2 protein-coding genes are annotated in these 1,608 nt (G+C 43.7%); both read left to right on the top strand.

Going from position 1 to position 1,608, the window contains the following annotated elements:
• Positions 1 to 365: 365 nt before the first annotated feature.
• Positions 366 to 1,406, top strand: coding sequence for a gas vesicle protein GvpN (gene gvpN, locus PX484_RS14980; RefSeq protein ID WP_002803848.1), 1,041 nt, complete (start codon positions 366 to 368; stop codon positions 1,404 to 1,406).
• A 29-nt stretch (positions 1,407 to 1,435) separates the two neighbouring features.
• Positions 1,436 to 1,608 (top strand): gas vesicle protein (locus PX484_RS14975; protein WP_288104488.1); only part of this gene is annotated, 173 nt, incomplete at its 3' end.

The following is a 1,608-nucleotide window of genomic DNA, read 5'->3' as shown; positions in this document are numbered from 1 at the left end:
TGAAATGGGGCGAAAGTCTGTGGACTCTGTGTAAGACAGTACATGGTTTTTTAACTGTGGTATGCGACGGTGGTGGAAGCAGAAACTTAAATCGTGAGGTTTAGGAATCGCCGCACTTTTAGGGCGGCGAGGATGTCAAAATCAAGGTTCTAGATCTAATTGATGACAGTTCCTAATTTTTTGTGATATTATTATGAGGTAAGCCTTAAAAGCTAAAGACGATTAAACTTGCCGTAAAATTCGGGTAACACGAGCGTCCTTGCCTACTCGGTTATTAAAGGGAAACCTGAACCAGCAGTTGTTAGATCGAGAATATCCGTCCGCTTCAGGCGGGGATTATCAATGGTATTTACTAGATTTCGACTATGACATTTACTGAAACTCAAACAAGAAGATCCGTTCTCTCCCTTCGCCCCGGTCAATTTGTTGTTACGCCTTCGATTGATCAAATTGCCACTCGCGCCTTACGTTATCTAAACTCTGGTTTTTCCATTCATCTATGTGGTCCAGCAGGAACGGGAAAAACCACCTTGGCAATGCACCTGGCCAATTGTTTAGCCAGACCTGTGATGCTAATCTTTGGCGATGATGACTTTAGCAGTTCCGATTTAATTGGTAGCCAATCTGGTTATACCCATAAAAAGCTGACGGATAACTATATCCACAGCGTTCTCAAAGTTGAAGACGAGCTAAAACACAACTGGGTGGATTCTCGCTTAACAATGGCCTGTCGAGAGGGTTTTACCCTAGTTTATGATGAGTTCAATCGTTCTCGACCTGAGGTCAACAACGTTTTACTCTCTGCCTTGGAAGAAAAAATTCTCACCCTGCCACCCACTAGCCATCAACCCGATTACCTACAAGTCAATTCTCAATTTCGGGCAATTTTCACCTCCAACCCAGAAGAATATTGCGGGGTTCATGCTACCCAAGATGCTCTAATGGATCGGTTAGTAACCATTAATATGCCTGAACCAGATCAACTGACTCAGACCGAAATTCTTGCCAAAAAAACGGGGATTGGTCGAGATGATGCCTTATTTATTGTCAACCTCGTCAAAACCTTTCGTTTGAAAACCGAGGCTGAAAAAACTTCAGGTTTGCGCTCTTGTTTAATGATTGCTAAGGTCTGTGCCTCTCACGATATTGTGGCTAGCTCCTCTGATGCGGACTTCCGTGATATCTGCGCCGATGTTCTTTTGTCCCGCACGAACTTATCTATTGATAAGTCAAGAGCAATTTTATGGGAAATCCTCGACGACGATCTGGTAGAACCCCTATCCGTTGTAGAGGAAACGGAGCCTTCCGAGGGACAAGCGTCAACTTCTGAGCCTTCGACAGGAAATCAATCCTTAAAAGCCATTCAATCTTTACTGCGAGGCAACTTGCCCCAGCGAAAAGACTAATTATATACTCTTATTGAGTGAAACCAACCGTGACTTCTTCCACTTTTGCTGGCTCGCTCAGAAACCAGTCAAACAACTCCCTAAAAACAGCAACTCAAGGTTCGAGTTTAGCGGATATACTCGAACGAGTTTTAGATAAAGGAATTGTGATTGCCGGCGATATTTCCGTTTCGATCGCCTCCACTGAACTTATAAATATCCG

The sequence above is a fragment of the Microcystis sp. M49636_WE2 genome, assembly GCF_030065375.1.
In the GTDB taxonomy this organism is placed as follows: domain Bacteria; phylum Cyanobacteriota; class Cyanobacteriia; order Cyanobacteriales; family Microcystaceae; genus Microcystis; species Microcystis aeruginosa_C.
Note: the sequence above shows the minus strand (reverse complement) of the source record. Positions and strands in the feature narration are given on the sequence as shown.